This is a genomic window from Streptomyces sp. NPDC005303 (assembly GCF_040607335.1).
Taxonomy (GTDB): Bacteria; Actinomycetota; Actinomycetes; order Streptomycetales; family Streptomycetaceae; genus Streptomyces.
In genome coordinates this window covers 1-14,027 of the sequence record NZ_JBEXGM010000004.1, presented here as the reverse complement: position 1 = coordinate 14,027, position 14,027 = coordinate 1, and the positions used below count along the sequence as shown (strand labels likewise).

General features: G+C 71.1%; 12 protein-coding genes and 2 pseudogenes. 5 read left to right on the top strand and 9 right to left on the bottom strand.

The genetic code is table 11. The annotated features are described in order from the left end of the window. Positions 1 to 40 precede the first annotated feature (40 nt). The 4 genes from egtD to egtA are packed head-to-tail and all read right to left on the bottom strand — an operon-like array spanning position 41 to position 4,405. Positions 41 to 1,003 carry an L-histidine N(alpha)-methyltransferase gene (egtD, locus tag ABZT93_RS08240; RefSeq protein ID WP_356100749.1) on the bottom strand — a complete coding sequence of 321 codons (963 nt, stop codon included), beginning with the start codon at positions 1,001 to 1,003 and terminating at the stop codon, positions 41 to 43. Further along, on the bottom strand, positions 1,000 to 1,773 hold the full coding sequence (egtC, locus tag ABZT93_RS08235) for an ergothioneine biosynthesis protein EgtC (RefSeq protein WP_356100746.1): 774 nt from the start codon (positions 1,771 to 1,773) through the stop codon (positions 1,000 to 1,002). The genes egtD and egtC overlap by 4 nt, the downstream gene beginning before the upstream one ends. Next, on the bottom strand, positions 1,773 to 3,104 hold the full coding sequence (egtB, locus tag ABZT93_RS08230; RefSeq protein ID WP_356100743.1) for an ergothioneine biosynthesis protein EgtB: 1,332 nt from the start codon (positions 3,102 to 3,104) through the stop codon (positions 1,773 to 1,775). Before egtB ends, egtC begins: the two co-directional genes overlap by 1 nt. Continuing rightward, positions 3,101 to 4,405: an ergothioneine biosynthesis glutamate--cysteine ligase EgtA gene (egtA, locus tag ABZT93_RS08225; protein ID WP_356100739.1), complete on the bottom strand. Its 1,305-nt coding sequence runs from the start codon at positions 4,403 to 4,405 to the stop codon at positions 3,101 to 3,103. Before egtA ends, egtB begins: the two co-directional genes overlap by 4 nt. Before the next feature lie 289 nt (positions 4,406 to 4,694). On the opposite strand from egtA, the gene ABZT93_RS08220 reads away from it, so the two are divergent. Then, positions 4,695 to 5,525 (top strand): TIGR02452 family protein, encoded by an 831-nt coding sequence (locus tag ABZT93_RS08220; RefSeq protein ID WP_356100737.1) that lies wholly within the window; start codon positions 4,695 to 4,697, stop codon positions 5,523 to 5,525. 3 nt (positions 5,526 to 5,528) lie between these two features. On the opposite strand, the gene ABZT93_RS08215 is transcribed toward ABZT93_RS08220, so the two are convergent. Further along, positions 5,529 to 5,975 carry a type II toxin-antitoxin system PemK/MazF family toxin gene (locus ABZT93_RS08215; protein WP_031058547.1) on the bottom strand — a complete coding sequence of 149 codons (447 nt, stop codon included), beginning with the start codon at positions 5,973 to 5,975 and terminating at the stop codon, positions 5,529 to 5,531. A 92-nt stretch (positions 5,976 to 6,067) separates the two neighbouring features. On the opposite strand from ABZT93_RS08215, the pseudogene ABZT93_RS08210 reads away from it, so the two are divergent. Next, positions 6,068 to 6,441, top strand: a pseudogene (locus ABZT93_RS08210) (hypothetical protein). Positions 6,442 to 6,493: 52 nt separating this feature from the next. Here ABZT93_RS08210 and ABZT93_RS08205 read toward each other — a convergent pair. The 3 genes from ABZT93_RS08205 to ABZT93_RS08195 form a co-directional block, all read right to left on the bottom strand. Beyond that, positions 6,494 to 7,972, bottom strand: a complete 1,479-nt coding sequence (locus ABZT93_RS08205; RefSeq protein ID WP_356100735.1) for an SPFH domain-containing protein — start codon at positions 7,970 to 7,972, stop codon at positions 6,494 to 6,496. A gap of 133 nt (positions 7,973 to 8,105) precedes the next feature. Continuing rightward, positions 8,106 to 8,324, bottom strand: a complete 219-nt coding sequence (locus ABZT93_RS08200) for a hypothetical protein (RefSeq protein WP_266450852.1) — start codon at positions 8,322 to 8,324, stop codon at positions 8,106 to 8,108. Between the two features lie 26 nt (positions 8,325 to 8,350). After that, positions 8,351 to 9,775 (bottom strand): amidase, encoded by a 1,425-nt coding sequence (locus ABZT93_RS08195; RefSeq protein ID WP_356100731.1) that lies wholly within the window; start codon positions 9,773 to 9,775, stop codon positions 8,351 to 8,353. A gap of 277 nt (positions 9,776 to 10,052) precedes the next feature. On the opposite strand from ABZT93_RS08195, the gene ABZT93_RS08190 reads away from it, so the two are divergent. After that, positions 10,053 to 11,432, top strand: coding sequence for a glycoside hydrolase family 43 protein (locus tag ABZT93_RS08190; RefSeq protein ID WP_356100729.1), 1,380 nt, complete (start codon positions 10,053 to 10,055; stop codon positions 11,430 to 11,432). Between the two features lie 86 nt (positions 11,433 to 11,518). Here the strand turns inward: ABZT93_RS08190 and ABZT93_RS08185 are convergent. Beyond that, a pseudogene (locus ABZT93_RS08185) lies at positions 11,519 to 11,919 on the bottom strand (metallophosphoesterase); the annotation flags it as partial. On the opposite strand from ABZT93_RS08185, the gene ABZT93_RS08180 reads away from it, so the two are divergent. Continuing rightward, positions 11,842 to 12,177 carry a hypothetical protein gene (locus tag ABZT93_RS08180; RefSeq protein ID WP_356101488.1) on the top strand — a complete coding sequence of 112 codons (336 nt, stop codon included), beginning with the start codon at positions 11,842 to 11,844 and terminating at the stop codon, positions 12,175 to 12,177. The pseudogene ABZT93_RS08185 and the gene ABZT93_RS08180 overlap by 78 nt on opposite strands. A 452-nt stretch (positions 12,178 to 12,629) precedes the next feature. Then, positions 12,630 to 13,922 carry a hypothetical protein gene (locus ABZT93_RS08175; protein ID WP_356100727.1) on the top strand — a complete coding sequence of 431 codons (1,293 nt, stop codon included), beginning with the start codon at positions 12,630 to 12,632 and terminating at the stop codon, positions 13,920 to 13,922. Positions 13,923 to 14,027 lie beyond the last annotated feature (105 nt).

Below are 14,027 nucleotides of genomic sequence, written 5' to 3'. Positions count from 1 at the left end.
GACGGGGGGCCGGGACGAGCCGGCCCCCCCGCGATCCGTGTTACCGCACCACGCTCAGCGACAGCGCGAACCGGCCCTCGCTGTCCGTCCACCAGTGCGCCAACTCAAGCCCTGCGGCGGCCAGTTCGCTGCGGACACCCTCCTTGCGGAACTTTGCCGAGATCTCGGTGTAGAGCTCCTCGTCCACCGCGAAGTCGACGGCCAGGTCCAGCGCCGGAACCTTCACCGTCTGATCCGTACGGGAACGCAGGCGCATCTCGATCCACTCGTTCTCGGCGTCCCACAGGGCCACGTGGTCGAAGGCGCCGGGATCGAAGTCGGCACCGAGCTCGCGGTTGACGACGGTCAGGACGTTCTTGTTGAACTCGGCCGTCACCCCGGCCGCGTCGTCGTACGCCCTGACCAGCACGTTCTCGTCCTTGACCAGGTCAGTGCCGAGGAGCAGCGCGTCACCGGGGGAGAGCAGCGAGCGGACGGAGGAGAGGAACGCGGCACGCTCGACCGGCAGCAGGTTGCCGATCGTGCCGCCGAGGAAGGCCACCAGGCGCGGGCCCGGCGTCCCCGGCAGGGACAGACCGCCCGTGAAGTCTGCGATCAGCGCGTGCACGCTCAGCTCCGGTCGCTGGGCGATGAGCGCGTGCCCGGCCTGGGTCAGAGCGCTCTCGCTGACGTCGACCGGGACGTACGTGTGCAGTGCGGTGAGTGCGTCGAGCAGGTACCGGGTCTTCTCCGAGGAGCCGGAGCCCAGCTCGACCAGGGTGCGGGCGCCGGTCGCCGCGGCGATCTCGCCGGAGCGTGCGACGAGGATCTCCCGTTCGGCACGGGTGGGGTAGTACTCGGGCAACTCGGTGATCTGCTCGAAGAGTTCGCTGCCGTGAGCATCGTAGAACCACTTCGGCGGCAGTGTCTTGGGGGTGTGCGTCAGGCCCTTGAGGACGTCGGCGCGCAGGGCGGCCTCGGTGGCGTCCTCGGGCAGGGTGCGGGTCAGCAGGAACGGACTCACGTGCTCGGCTCCTTGAGTGGTTCCAAAGACTTCAGTGGTGTCAGCAGGACATCGGCGCGGCTCGCCGTGAGCAGCGTGCGGTCGGGGACCTCCCGCCAGTGCGGATCGTCGTCGTACGGCTCGGAGGCCACGACCGTGCCGGTGCCGGGGCGCTGGAGATACCAGAGGGTGTCGCCCCAGGCGGTCGCGGCGATGGACTCCCCGTTGGTCAGCAGGAGGTTGAGCCGGGAGTCGGGGGCCGCCTCGGCGACCTCCAGGACCGTGTCGGCCAGCGCCTGGCCCTGCTCGTCGCCGCCGCGCAGCCGGTTCAGGACCAGGGCCCACACGAACGCCGAGTCGTTACGGGCCTCCATGGACAGCAGCTCCGCCGCGGGAAGCGAGGCGGCCAGGGGGGCCAGTGAGCTCGGCCAGCCCTTGACCGCGCCGTTGTGGCTGAACAGCCAGGGACCGGAGGCGTACGGCGCCGCTGCGGCCTCGGCGTCGGCTCCCGCCAGGGTGGCGTCCCGTACGGCCGCCAGGACCGCCGTGCTCCTCACGACCCGTGCCAGGTCCGCGAAGGACAGGTCCGCCCAGATGGGTCCGGCCCGCCGGTACCGCGCCGGGGCCGGGTCGCCCTGGGCGTACCAACCGACCCCGAAACCATCGGCGTTGACGGTGCCGTGCCGCTGCCTGCGCGGTGCCCACGACTGGCGGTACAGGCTGTGCGCAGGCTCCACGAGGAGCCGGCCGAGCGGCTCCTCGGGCCCCAGATAGGCAAGGTGACGGCACATCAGACGGCCCCCGAGGAACGGGCCGTGCGGAAGCCGGCGAAGATCTGCCGCCGGATCGGATAGTCCCAGTTGCGGAACGTGCCCCGGCAGGCCACCGCGTCCACGGCGAACGAACCGCCGCGCAACACCTTGTGGTCGGGGCCGAAGAACACCTCCGAGTACTCCTTGTAGGGGAACGCCTGGAAGCCGGGGTAGGGCTCGAAGTCGCTCGCCGTCCACTCCCACACGTCGCCGATCAACTGGCGTACCCCGAGCGGCGATTCACCCTCCGGGTAGCTGCCGGCGGGGGCGGGGCGCAGATGCCGCTGACCCAGGTTGGCGTGCTCGGGAGCCGGGTCGGTGTCGCCCCACGGGTAGCGCATCGAGCGGTCGCCCGCCGGGTCGTGGCGGGCCGCCTTCTCCCACTCCGCCTCCGTGGGCAGCCGCCGGCCGGCCCAGCGGGCGTAGGCGTCGGCCTCGTACCAGCACACGTGGACCACCGGCTCGTCGGGCGGGACGACCTCGGTGACGCCGAAGCGGCGCCTCAGCCACTGCTTGCCGTCACGGCTCCAGAACAGCGGGGCGTGGATGGAGTGCCCGCGGATGTGCGCCCACCCGGCCGGGGCCCACCAGCGCTCGTCGTCGTAGCCGCCGTCCTCGATGAAGGCCTGGTACTCGGCGTTCGTCACCGGGGTGGTGTCGATGTAGAAGGCGTCCACCTCTCGCCGGTGCGCGGGGCGTTCGTTGTCCAGTGCCCACGGCTCGTCGGAGGTGCCCATGGTGAACGGGCCGCCGGGGACGAGGACTTCGGCCGGGCCGGTGAACAGCGGGGCCGGGGCCGGGTCGGGGGCGGTGAGGGCCTGGGGGCCCTTGCGGAGCTGATGGGTGATCAGCATCGTCTCGTCGTGCTGCTGTTCGTGTTGGGCGATCATCCCGAAGGCGAACCCGGCCTCGGTGAGCCGGGTCCCGTGCAGCGCGGATCCCTCCAGCACGTCGAGGACCCGCCCGCGTACCTCCGCCGCGTAGCGCCGGGACTCGGCGGGCGACAGCAGGGGCAGCGTGGGGCGCTCGGAACGCGGGTGCTCGAAGGCGTCGTAGATGCCGTCTATCTCGGGCCGTATCGCCTCCTGCCCGGCGACGGTCCGCAGCAGCCACTGCTCCTCCTGGTTGCCGATGTGGGCGAGGTCCCACACGAGCGGCGACATCAGCGGCGAGTGCTGGGCGGTCAGGTCGGGGTCCTCCACACAGCTGGTGAGGAGGGTCGTACGGTCCCGGGCGGTGACCAGGGTGGTGACGGCCCGCTCGCGGAAGGCCTCGGGGTCGACGGAGGGGTCGGCGGACGGGTTGGTCATGTGCGGATTTCCTTCCCGAGCGAACCGTGCGTCCGGTCCAGCAGATCGTCGGCGGGGCAGCGGCCCCGGATCACATAGCGGTGCAGATACGTTTCGACGGCGTCCGTGACCTCGGCCGTGGCACCCAGCCGTGGCAACGCCTCCAGGGCCGCCGCGAAGCACGCGATCGCCGCCTCGTGCAGCTCGGGGTCGGCGAGGCCGTGGCGGGCCGCGTCGATCCACAGCGGATTGTGCGGGGCGGGCATCGACAGGGTCCGCTCGGCCAGCGGCTTCACCACCCGGTAGGCGGTCTCGGCGGTCTCCGGGTCGTCGAAGAGCGCCGCCGTCACGGCGAGCGGGACGATCCAACCGTCCTCGCCGGGCTGGGCGTCGATCATGCGCAGTTCCAGATGGCCGCGCGGCCTGACCGGCGGGAACAGGGTCGAGACGTGGTAGTCGAGATCCTCCCGCGTCGGCTGCCGGGGCGACCCCGACCTGGCCCACTCCCGGAAGGTGAGCCCCTCCGGGACGTCCCAGGGGCCGCTGTCCCGCCGTATGCACATCACGGGCGCGTCCAGGACATGCCGGGCCCACGCGCTGCGGGGGTCGATGTCCAGGGACGGGCCGCCCGCCCGGTCCTTGCCGATCTCCGTCCACAGCAGCTGGCGCGTGGAGAGCCAGCCGGTGGGCTCGGAACCGGCGAGCGGGGAGTTGGCGAAGGCGGCCACCAGGACCGGGCCCAGCTGGTGCGCGAGCCACCAGCGACGTCCCAGGCCCAGGGGGCCGGGCTCCTCGTGGCCGGCGTCCACGCACACCTGTACGGAGGCCGAGGTGCACATCATGGCGCGCCCTGCCGGGCCGTTGCGGTCCAGGCAGGTCTCCATGGCGTCGTAGCGCGGTTCCCGCAGGTATCTGCGGGGCGGGTGCCAGGGGTCGTGGCCGAGGCCGACGAGGCCGAGACCGTGCTCGGCGAGGGCCGCCCGTACGGCGGCCAGATCGGCGGAGACGGTACCGATGCACTCCATCAGGGAGTCGGCGGGCTGCGAGCTCAGCTCCAGCTGGCCGCCCGGTTCGACGGTGAGCGCCGAGTCCAGGGGCACGGTCCGCAGTGCGGCGTAGGCCGCCGCGAGTCGTTCCGGTGTCACGGGGAGCCGCGGGCTGCGCAGCTCGTGGACGAGCCATTCCACTTCCACCCCGATACGGCGGGGTGGACCGGTCTTGAAGCAGATGCCGCGGACCAGGGCCTCGAGCTCTGCTTCGGGGAGCGAGGTACGCGGCTTCGTACAGTCGGCCGGCGTACAGTCGCTGGGGGTGTCGGACATGTCGGGATCCTCCTGAGATTCCACCATGCCACCGGTCCGGGGATCATGTGGGTCGGACCGGCAACGCTCGTCCCACCCAAGACCCTCGTGCCGTTCCGCACAAGGGGGCACATCCTCGCATTAGGGGCTGTGGATCTCCGTTCTCCCAGGATTTTCGAGGAGTTTTCCGGTTGATCCGGGCGCCGGAAACTCTGTTGCACCGCCACACCGGTATCGCTCACGATTCCAGCATGGGCACGACGGGGGAAATCGCACGGCGAGCGGTCATGGCGTCCACGGGGGTGGCGCCATGAGCGCGCGTCTGCGCGGGATCGCGCAGGAGACGGAACGGATCGTCGCGGCGGGCCACTATCGCGCGCCGGACGGGCACGAGGTCTCCGTGGCCGCCGAGATCGAGGCGGCCCGGGCGGGGACGCGGATGTACGGACCGGAGCCCGTCCAGGTGCCGGTTTTCTCCGCCGTGGACACGTGCTTCGAGGTCACGGGGGAGAGCAGCCTGGAAGCGGCCCACCGGCTCGGCGGCCGGCCTGCGGTGCTGAACTTCGCCTCGGCCCGCAATCCGGGCGGCGGCTATCTGAACGGCGCCCAGGCCCAGGAAGAGGCCCTGTGCCGCGCCTCCGCGCTGTACACCTGCCAGCTCCGGGCCCGCGAGTTCTACGACCACCACCGGGCCCACCGCGACCCGTTCTACACGGACCGGGTCATCCACTCACCGGCCGTACCGGTGTTCCGGGACGACCGCGGCGCGCTGCTGGACTCGGCGCACCTCGTGGGTTTCCTGACGGCGGCCGCCCCGAACGCCGGGGTGGTGCGGCGCACGGCCCCCGAGCGGGCCGCCGAGCTGCCGGAGGCCCTCGCGGCGCGCTCCGGGCAGGTCCTGTCGGTGGCCGTGGCGGAGGGCTACCGGCGGCTGGTCCTTGGCGCCTGGGGCTGCGGGGTCTTCCAGAACGACCCCGCCCAGGTGGCGGGGGCGTTCCGGACGCTTCTCGGGCCCGGCGGACGGTTCGGCGGGGCCTTCGAGCACGTGGTGTTCGGGGTGCTGGACCGGACACGCGGTGCGATGGTCCGCGAGGCGTTCGCCCGCGCGTTTCCCAAGGCGGGGCTGCTCCGAACGGCTTAGCCGTCAGGTCCAGCCGTACCGCTCGTGCAGCCGCTGCCTGACCAGGTTGAACCGTCCCCGGTCCAGCGCGCACGCCTCCCGGCGCATGCCCTCCTCGTGCAGACGCAGGACGCGGTCGACGTCCACCCAGGAGTCCCGGCCGGTCCGGTCCCAGGGACCGCTGCCGATCGGCACCCACTCCCGGTCGCCGTCGTGCCGCTTGCTCGACAGCTGCACGGCGAGGAAGGAGCCGGCCGCCTCCCGGGCGACCACGAGTACGGGACGGTCCTTGCCGCGTCCGTCGTTCTCCTCGAAGGGCACCCAGGTCCACACGATCTCCCCGGGGTCGGGGTCGCCGTCGTGTGCGGGGGAGTACTCGGTGCGCACCCGGCCGACCTCGCGCGGGTCGGCCTCGGTGGTGGCGGTGGCGCCGAAGCGGCCGGGGACGTTCTCATCGGTAAACGCAGTCACGGGGGCACCTTAGGCGTCCGCGGAACCGGGGCGGTAGTACGGTCGGCCGGAGGAACGAAGCGGCGGGCGCGGTCACCTTCGTATGGCTCGGGATGGTGCCGGCGATCTCCTTTCTGGAGGCGCCACTGAAGTTCCGTGCGCCGGGAGTGACGACGCAAGTCGGCCTGGGCATCGGCCGCCTGGTCTTCCGGTCCTGAACCTGGTGGAGGGCGTCCTGGCCGCCGCGGTGGTCGTGCTGCTCGCCTTCGGCGACGCGCCGCCTGGGGTCATCGCGTGGACCGTGGCTCTGCTGGTGCTGCTCGTCGGTCAACTCGCCGTGGTCCGCCCCCGGTTGAACCGACGCTCCCAACGCGTCCTGGCCGGCGAGGACCTGCCGCGCTCGCGCGGTCACCTCGTCTACATCGCCTTCGAGATCGCCAAGGTCCTCGCTCTCGTCGGCCTGGGTGCCACGCTGCTCGCACGGTGAACGCGGGTCGGTCCGGGACCCTTTGCTCCAAAGGTCCCGGACCGCCTGCCCTCTACTCCTGGACCGGCACCTTCTGGACGGGCGGCGGTGCGGCGACCCCGTTGAGCGAAGTCCCGTTCGGCGTCTGCCCGTTCTGGTTCATCGACGCCAACAGCTGACGGGCCAGACCGAGCCCGGTGCCGCCCATGGTGAGCGCCTTGGCGAGCATGTCCGCCATCCCGTCGGCGCCGTTGAGCACCACCATGTTGTCGACGTTGCCGAACGCGGACGCGCCCGCCTTGACGATCTCCGGCCAGTTCTCGGCGAGTTGCTGGGCGACGACCGCCTCCTGGTTCTCGGCGAGGGCGGCGGCACGGGCCTTGATGGCCTCCGCCTCCGCGAGACCCTTCGCCCTGACCGCCTCCGCCTCCGCGAGACCCCTGGCCTGCGCCGCGGCGGCCTCGGCCTCACCGGTGGCCCGGGTCGACGCGGCCATGGCCGTACCGTGAGCCTTGGTCGCCTCGGCCTCGGCGCCCGCGGCCGTCTTGACCCGGGTGGCCTCGGCCGCCGCGGCGAGCTCCGTCTCCTTCGCCTTGGCCTCGGCCGCCGAGATCCGCACATCGCGCTCGGCCTCGGCGAGCGTGCGCTTCTCGTAGGCCTTGGCGTCCGCCGGCTTGCGGACGTCCGCCTGGAGCTGCTGCTCCCGCCGGTGCGCCTCGAGTTCGGCGACCCGGGTCTCCTGGATGACGACCTCCTGCCGGGCCGCGGCGTCGGCGAGCGGACCGGCCTGCTGCGCCTTCGCGGCCGCCTTGTCCCGCTCCGCCTGGTACCCGGCCTGGAGGATCTCGCTGTCCCGGGTGGCCTCCGCCATCCGCGCGAACGCCTGCTGCTCGGCCTCGGTGGCCAGCCGGTTCGCCTCCGCCTGCGCGATGCGCGCGTCCCGCTGGACGGCTGCCGCGTGCGGCATCGCCAGGTTCTGGATGTACCCGGTCGGGTCCTCGATCTCATGGATCTGCAGGGAGTCGACGATGAGCCCCAGCTTCTCCATCTCCGTGCCGCAGGCAGCCCGGGTCTGCCCGGTGAGCTTCTCCCGGTCACGGATCATGTCCTCGACGGTCAACCCGCCGACGATGGACCTGAGATGACCGGCGAACACGTTGTGCACGCGCTCCGACATCAGCTTCTGCTGGTCGAGGAAGCGGCGCCCCGCGTTGGCGATCGACACGAAGTCGTCGCCCACCTTGAAGATGACCACGCCCCGCACCTTGAGCGGAATGCCCTGGTGCGTTGCGCAGTCCACGTGCAGTTCGGTCTCGTTCAGGTCGAGCGAGAGCTTGCGCACCGCCTGCACACCGGGCAGCACCAGAGTGCCGCGCCCGGTGACGATGCGGAATCCCATGCCCGCTTCGAGCCCCTCGGTCTTGTGGTTGGAGCCCGAGATGATCAGTGCCTCATTGGGCTCCGCGACACGCCACATCAGTTTGAACAGACCGATCAGAACGGCGATGGCAGCTACGGCCACCCCCGCAACGACGCCGATGATCATCGGCATACGCCCCCTTTGGATGGTGCCCTTTCGGCACCGAACGAAGGGAGTGTGCGCCTGTTGGAGGCGGGGGTGAAGACGCTGACGAATCCTTGTCGAAACCTTGATACACACGCCTCTCACCTGGGCGTGAGCAGGCTCAACTGTCGTATGCCGCCTGCACGTAGACCGTCCTCGGCGGCAGGTACTCCACCACCATCACCACCGTGCCCCGCTCGATCCGGTCCGTGCCGGTGGCGGGGTAGGCGAGGAAGTGCTCGGCGCCGCCCCGCACCCGGACGATCACCTCGCCGACGAGCCCCGGCCCGATCGCCCCCGTGACCCGCCCCATGAGCCCGACCATCGACGCATCGTCCATGGTCACAGGGTACGGGCGGAACGCTGTCAGGCGGCGGGAGAATCCACGGCGGCCTGCTCGGGCGGCCAGGCCTCGTGCCAGCGCAGCTCCGCCTCCAACTGGGCGGCCAGCGACAGGAGAAGCGGCTCACTGTTCGCGGGTCCGAGCAACTGCGCCCCGACGGGCAGCCCTGCGCCGACGAATCCGGCGGGCACATTGACCCCGGGCCACCCCAGCACGTTCCACGGCCAGGCGTAGGGACAGGCCGCGATCATCGCGCGGTCGGTCGCAAGCCCGCTCAGCTCCAGCATCGTCCCGATGCGCGGCGGGGGAGCGGCCGTGGTCGGGGCGAGGACGACGTCGTACGACGTGAAGAACGCGCCGATACGGCGGTGCAGGACCGCCTCCGCGCGCCGCGCGACCCGCAGCGGGGCCCCGCCGAGCAGTCCGCCGAGCCGGGCCGCGCCCCGGGTGCGGCGGTCGAGGAGCGCGGGGAAGGGCGCCTCACGGACCCGTTCGGCGATACCGGCCGTGGCACGCGGGATGAAGGTGAGTCCGATCTGCCCGTACGGCGGATCCGCCTCCTCGACCATGTGGCCCAAGTTGCTGAGTTTCTCGGCGAGTTCGACCACCCGCGCCCGTACCTCCGGCTGGAGCCGGGCGGGCAGCGCGGTGAACGGAGGTTTCAGGGCGAGCGCGATGCGCAGCCGGCCCGGGTCGCGGCCGACCGCCGCCACGGCGTCGACGGCGGGCGGCCGGTGCGGATCCAGGACGTGGTTGCCGCTCGCCGCGTCGAGGAGGAGGGCCGCGTCGGCGACCGTGCGGGCGAGCGTGCCGTTGACGGTGATGCCGTGGAACGACTCGCCGCGCGGCCAGGTGGAGATGCGGCCGCGCTGCGGCTTGATGCCGACGAGGTGGGTCCAGGAGGCGGGGATCCGTACCGAACCGGCCCCGTCCGAGCCGAGGGCCGCGGGCACGAGACCGGCGGCGACGGCCGCGGCGGACCCGCCGGACGAGCCGCCCGGCGTGTGCTCCGTGCTCCATGGATTGCGGGTCGCGCCGAAGGCGGGTCCCTCGGTGAACGGCCACTGCCCGAACTCGCAGGTGTTGGTCTTGCCGACGATCACGGCCCCGGCCGCGCGCAGCCGCCGTACCGCCTCGCCGTCCCGGGCGACCGCCGGGAACTCTCCCTGGCAGCCGAAGGCGGTGGGCTCACCTGCCACGTCCATGTCGTCCTTGACGGCGACGGGCACGCCGAGCAGCGGTTTGCGTACTCCGGCGGCCAGTTGGGCGTCCGCGGCCTCCGCCTCCGCGAGGGCGGCCCGCGTCCGTACGATCCGGAAGGCGTTGAGCGTGCCCTGACTGCCGAGGATCCGCGCCAGCGTCTGCTCGACGAGCGCCCGGGAGGTGGTCGTGCCGTCGGCCAGCGCCCGGGCCGTCTCCACCAGGCCTGCGGAACGGTCGTACATCATGCGGGGCACCTCCGGGACTCCGGGACGACGTTGCCTACCGAACGGTAACGTCGGAAAGCGCTTCGCGGAACGATTCCAGGTGCGAGCGGCGGTTCGGCGGACGCCACAGGCGCCTCACAGGGCTCACCAGGTCCCGCAGGTCCTGTGCAAAGCATTGACGCGTTCCGGTCACGGTCCTACCTTCTGATCGACTTTCCGAACCTTGTTCGAAATGTCGGACGTCCGGCCGCTCGGACGTCGAGAGCCGCGTTGTGTCCTTGCCCCAGGGAGAGCCGCCGTGACCACACGACCCCCCACGCCGTCCCGCCGCACCCTGCTGCGCGCGATGGCGGCCCTGCCCGCCTCCGCCGTCCTGCTGGGCGAACTGCCCGGCGCGGCCTACGCCGCCGCCCCGCCCAGCGGCTCGGCCACCCGCTACACGATCGTCCCGTTCCTCAACAGCAACGACGGCACCGTGAACGTCTACCAGTCGGACGACGCCACGGACTTCCGGCTGCTCAAGTCCTCCGCCTACACGCCGCCCAAAAACAGGATCCGCGACGCGAGCGTCTTCAAGCACACCGACGGCTACTACTACCTCACGTACACGACCCACACCTGGCAGGACGTCAGCACCACCATTGGCTTCGCGCGCAGCTCCGACCGCGCCAACTGGACCTTCCTGTACGACTACACGGTCCCGATCGCCAACCTGTCCCGCGCGTGGGCGCCGGAGTGGTTCGTCGACAGCGACGGCAGTGTGCACGTCATCGTGTCCTGCTCGCTCACCAGCGACGAGTGGATCTTCACACCGTACCGGCTGAAGGCGGCCAACTCGGCGCTGACGTCCTGGAGTTCACCGGTGGCCCTGTCCGGGATCGGCTCCAACCACATCGACACGTACATCGTGCGGACCGGCTCGACCTACCACGCCTTCACGAAGAACGAGACGACGAAGTACATCGAGTACGCCACGGCGTCGTCCCTGACCGGCCCCTACACGATCTCCAGGACCGGCGACTGGGCGGGCTGGGGCAGCTACCGCGAGGGCCCGTCCGTGATCCAGCTCGACAACGGCGGCTGGCGGATCTTCTTCGACGGCTACGGCGACGGGAACTACTACTACAGCGACAGCCACGACACCTTCGCGACCTGGTCCGCCCCGACCGCCCTGCCGGTGGTCTCCGGCACCGCACGCCACTTCACGGTCATCAAGGAGACGGTGTCCGGCGGGCCCTCGCTCGCGAAGAACGTCACCCGGTCCTTCCAGTCGGCCAACTACTCGACCCGGTACTGGCAGACCCAGTCCTCGCTGCTCAACCTCCCGGTGGTGACCGGCTCCAGCACGGCCGCCGAGAAGTCGGCGTCCACCTTCACGGTCGTCGCGGGCCTCGCCGACGCCAACGGCTACTCCTTCCGCGACGCCTCTGGCAACTACCTGCGCCACTGGGACTTCCGCGGCCGCTTCGACGCGAACGACGGCACGTCGACCTTCGCCAAGGACGCGACGTTCGTCGCCCGCACGGGTTCGTCCTCGGGCTCGATCCGCTGGGAGTCGTACAACTACCCCGGGTACTTCCTGCGCCACTACAACTACCAGCTCCGCCTGGACCGGACGGCGGGGACGGATCTGTTCCGGCAGGACAGTTCCTTTGTGCCGGTGGCTGCCTGGGGCTGAGCTGGGCTCTTGCGATTGTTCGTCTGCCGACGCCACACCCCTCGGTCGTGGGACTGCTGCGAGCGGTTGTGCCGGCCCGCCCGGTGCTACGGCGAGGTGGGCAGGTGCGGCGAGCGGAGCACGAGCAGGGTGATCTCGGTGGGGGCGAAAATGCGGAACGGCGGCTCCAGAAGCCGGTGCCACGGCTGGTGTGGAGCAGGGTGCGGGGGCCGTGGTGGCTGAGGCCGGCGAGGGCGGGCTGGTCGGTCGAGGCGGACGAGGTGGGGGAAGGCCCAGATCTGGCCGCCGTGGGTGTGGCCTGAGAGCTGGAGGTCGATGCCGGCGGCTGCTGCCCGGTCGATGAACTTGGGCTGGCGGGTCAGGAGCAGAACGGGCAGGTCGGGTCAGCGCCGTCCAGGGCCCCGGCGACGTGGGCGCGGTGACCCGCCAGGCCGGAGGACTCGGCTGTGACGTCGTCCACGCCGGCGACCACGAGCGTGTCGCCTCCGTGGTCGCAGCCGCCCTCGCCTGCCTGGACGCGGCCGCGAGCGGGTGGGCGGCCTGCGACCGGCGCTCGCCGACCGGGGCGGCAGGCCACAGCTGTTCTGTGCCGAGCGGCACGGTGCCTGGGGATTCGGCCGAAGAGGTAGCCGATGGTCAGCAAGGGGCCGTCCAGTTCGAGGTCCCGCTGCGCGGCTGCTCGGTCCGCGGCCCCGTTGGCCGCTCCCGTACCCGGTCGGACGCGGTCGCCGGTGACAGGACCTGACCTCCTCCCGCGGCAACCCCGCCCCCCTGCGCAAGCGCCACATCAAGGCAGGCATCCGGGAGAAGAAAGCCACGACGCCCATAACCAGCCGACCACCCGAGTACCGCGTCCGCACTCCTACGCCCCGGCCCGCCGGTCCAACGGCTGTTCCGGTCGCAGTGGTCGCCGACCGGACCGGGAAGGTGTCGCGGATCGGACCCGCGGGTTCGGCGTCTCCCCAGGTCACCGAGTTGTTGCCGCCCCCGGAAGGGGGATTGAGCAACAACGTCGGGCCCCACAGGATCGGAAGTGTTCCGCCCCCGCCGGCGGTCCGGCGACCCGAATACGTCGGCCTCGGCAGGGGCGGCTCCCCGGGCGGCACCCGCACACACCGCCGCGTTCACGATCCGAACAAAGCATCCATAAGGAGCTTATTCGTGCTGACCTGGTTCACCGGGCGTCCGCTTCAACGGGTGCCCATACGCACACTGATCATCACGGTGCTGGTCACCGCTCTGGCCGCCACCCTCCTCGACGCCTCCTTCGGCAGCCGCCTGTCCGACGCGGCCCGGAAGACGTCCACCTCGGTCACGCAGCTCTGCGAGGGGACGGTCGACGCGGTCGAGGCCGCCTACCGCGCACAGGCACGACCGGTGGCGAACGGACCCGTCGTCCAGAGCGCGGCCTACGACTCCGGCTCCTCCACGGCCACGGTCTCCGCCACCTCGTACGCGCTCACCGCGCACCAGGTGACGGTCCTCGCCTCCAAGAAGAAGGAGGCCGTCACCGACTGCACGGGCAAGCTGCACAAGGTGACAGAGGCCAAGTGGTCCTACCTGTCGGCGCGGGCGGTGGAGATCGCCGCTGACGCGGTCATCACCATCCTCGGCTCCACGCTGATCTGCTCGCTCACCGGTCCGGTCGGCTGCAAGTGGGGCGTGCGGTTCGCGTCCTTCGTCGGCGGTTTCGTCGGCGCGCTGGCCTTCCAGTACCTGACCGACGGCTACCTCAACTGGAAGAGCGTCGGCGGCGCCTTCTTCGACGCGACCGTCTCCATGCTGACGTTCTCCGGCCTCGACAAGCTGGACGAGTCCTACGTCGGCAAGGGCGTCCGGGCCACCCTGAAGAGCGCCGGACAGGCCCTGAAGTCCGTCGGCGCCCGCATCGGCAGCGTGGGCCCGAACATGGTCGGCAGTGTCCAGAGCGCGCTGAACTACGTCATGGGCCACAACTTCGGCGCCTTCCCGATCGCCTACAGCGGCGGCGGTTCGATCGAGCCGGTCATCGCCGAGAAGCGCGGCCAGCCGATCGCCGACGGGGTGCAGTTCCGCATCCCCTCCCACGCCTCCGGCAGCGACGTGCACGACGACCTGTACTCGGGCAACTACAACACCCCGTACTACAACTGGGACGTCGCCGAGACCCCGCACATCAACCACGACGGCGCCATCGGCTACCTGATCGGCCAGGGCAGCAGGTGCCTGACCGACACCAGCTACAACGTCGCCCTCACCCCGTGCAACTACAACGACTCCCGCCAGGTGTGGTACGCCGACGGTGACGAGCTCATGGCCTCCAACGGCAAGTGCCTGGCCGAGGACGCCACCCACCAGCAGCGGTGGGCGGTCTCCTGCGACGGACTCACCTACGCCGCGAACCCGAACAACAAGGACGACCAGTTCCTGATCACCCCGCCCGGAGGTACCTACATCCCGGACACGGTCTTCAACTGGAAGAGCCACATCTCGGTGTACGAGCACGCGTAAACCCCCGCGGTACCGTTCCCGGCGACGGAGCTCGAATCGGCCCCTCATTTCGGTTGAGGCCGATTCGGTGCTGCTTGCGTGCCAAACGCGCGCGCCCCCTCACTG

Coding starts and splice junctions, on each gene's coding strand:
- egtC (WP_356100746.1), bottom strand. CDS start 1,773: ATGTGCCGTCACCTTGCCTATCTGGGGCCCGAGGAGCCGCTCGGCCGG.
- egtB (WP_356100743.1), bottom strand. CDS start 3,104: ATGACCAACCCGTCCGCCGACCCCTCCGTCGACCCCGAGGCCTTCCGC.
- egtA (WP_356100739.1), bottom strand. CDS start 4,405: ATGTCCGACACCCCCAGCGACTGTACGCCGGCCGACTGTACGAAGCCG.
- ABZT93_RS08220 (WP_356100737.1), top strand. CDS start 4,695: ATGAGCGCGCGTCTGCGCGGGATCGCGCAGGAGACGGAACGGATCGTC.
- ABZT93_RS08205 (WP_356100735.1), bottom strand. CDS start 7,972: ATGCCGATGATCATCGGCGTCGTTGCGGGGGTGGCCGTAGCTGCCATC.
- ABZT93_RS08200 (WP_266450852.1), bottom strand. CDS start 8,324: ATGGACGATGCGTCGATGGTCGGGCTCATGGGGCGGGTCACGGGGGCG.
- ABZT93_RS08195 (WP_356100731.1), bottom strand. CDS start 9,775: ATGATGTACGACCGTTCCGCAGGCCTGGTGGAGACGGCCCGGGCGCTG.